Source organism: Candidatus Magnetaquicoccus inordinatus, assembly GCF_004217665.1.
In the GTDB taxonomy this organism is placed as follows: Bacteria; Pseudomonadota; Magnetococcia; order Magnetococcales; family Magnetaquicoccaceae; genus Magnetaquicoccus; species Magnetaquicoccus inordinatus.
Genome location: NZ_RXIU01000438.1, coordinates 1 through 1,427 on the forward strand (window position 1 = coordinate 1; position 1,427 = coordinate 1,427).

2 protein-coding genes are annotated in these 1,427 nt (G+C 45.7%); both read right to left on the reverse strand.

Annotated elements, in window-relative coordinates; all coding sequences use genetic code 11:
- Positions 1–72 precede the first annotated feature (72 nt).
- On the reverse strand, positions 73–402 hold the full coding sequence (locus EJP87_RS19125) for a DUF2628 domain-containing protein (RefSeq protein ID WP_130472910.1): 330 nt from the start codon (positions 400–402) through the stop codon (positions 73–75).
- Positions 403–607: 205 nt separating this feature from the next.
- Positions 608–1,096 (reverse strand): hypothetical protein, encoded by a 489-nt coding sequence (locus EJP87_RS16355; RefSeq protein WP_130472911.1) that lies wholly within the window; start codon positions 1,094–1,096, stop codon positions 608–610.
- Positions 1,097–1,427 lie beyond the last annotated feature (331 nt).

Consider the following 1,427-nt stretch of genomic DNA (forward strand, 5'->3'; position numbering starts at 1 on the left):
TTCTCAAGCTCCGTGTGTGATCAAGCGCAGAAGTTTGTGGGGATGTCAAGAATTTTTCATGCCAAAAATTCACTAAATCTCATACCATCCTCTGCTCAGATAGCTTCTTCTGACGATACTCCCCGCAAATATTGCGTACCACAGATCCAGTATTATCCACCCTGGCATCGCCAGAGGTCCAAGGAGAAATCCCATTATTACCGCAACTATGATCCAGAAGAACGCAGAGCTCCATCGTCCAATGGCCATAAAATATAGCGGTCCGAACAGGAGTGCCCACAGCCATGGCACAGATCTGGTTTCTTCATAACCGTTTACTGAATTCTGAAATTTCATTATCACCCTCCGGCTATCGTTTCTTCGTGTACCCTTTTGCCGCCAAACAGAGGTCATAAACCTCATCTCTGCGCACCTGCAGATCAAGTTCCTGACCTAAAGACGACCGGAAGGAATGATCTCTCTGGCTAACCGCTTTTGCTGCTTCAAATCTGCATTCGTTTTTATCCTGTGTGAACTGTTGCGCAGAAACGCTATCTTTTACCCATGTCACCGGTGGCGGAATGCACGCTGACGCGGCAATGACAGGCAGCAGCAGAATGTATTTTTTTTATTTTTCACTCCCTTCGACTTTATCAAAGAAACCCACATCCCCAGGGCAACCCTGGCTGTCATTGTCCAGCCATTCTTGCAGAACTTTTCTTTGCCCTTCTGGCGGTTTTTCTCCGGCAAAATAGATTGTAACATGCGTACCATTCTGGATTGGATTTAGTGCGATCGTTTGGATTATTTTTGCAGTCAGGTTTGTGGTTAGTTTCAGCGAAACTTGTGCGTCGTTTTCCATTTTGTCGCCAAATACAGAAAACGCAAATGACGCCGATGCAAATGGGAAAAAATTTACTCCGCTTCCCTGTTCCCAACACCCTTTCATCTGGTTTAACGTCTTCCGGTACGCCAAATCAAACGGAACCTTGGTATCAAAAGAAATTTTTGACCCTGGGTTTGCACGCATTTCTTCTGGCGTGATTCTCGTGACTGATGACATGCACCCTGAAACAAGCGCCACAACTACAAAAGCGATAATCATTTTCGTGTTCATGCCGTCACCTATTTTGCAAGAGTTGTCAAACAATTAATGAAATTTTTTGCAACAGGATTGTTATCATGTAGCACAATCAAGCGCAGACCAGTAGGCAAATGTCAACACTGGTCGTCAGGAAAATTTTTGCACAACCGCTTTCGCGCCAGCTCGAACCATCAAGGATTTCTTGACAGTTGAACCACCGAGGATTGCTCGGTGGTTGCCTATCTTGCCGATGGCGGCAAAATGGTTTTCTGAAGGCAAGCAATCACGCCTCAGCGCCAGTCAAATGTTGATCGTCATGCCAATCGACAAACTGTGCAAGTAGGCGTTGAATCGTGGTTATTCC

What these genes read in the sequence shown, in the direction of transcription:
- EJP87_RS16355 (WP_130472911.1), bottom strand. Translation starts at nt 1,096, where the DNA reads ATGAACACGAAAATGATTATCGCTTTTGTAGTTGTGGCGCTTGTTTCA.
- EJP87_RS19125 (WP_130472910.1), bottom strand. Translation starts at nt 402, where the DNA reads ATGAGGTTTATGACCTCTGTTTGGCGGCAAAAGGGTACACGAAGAAAC.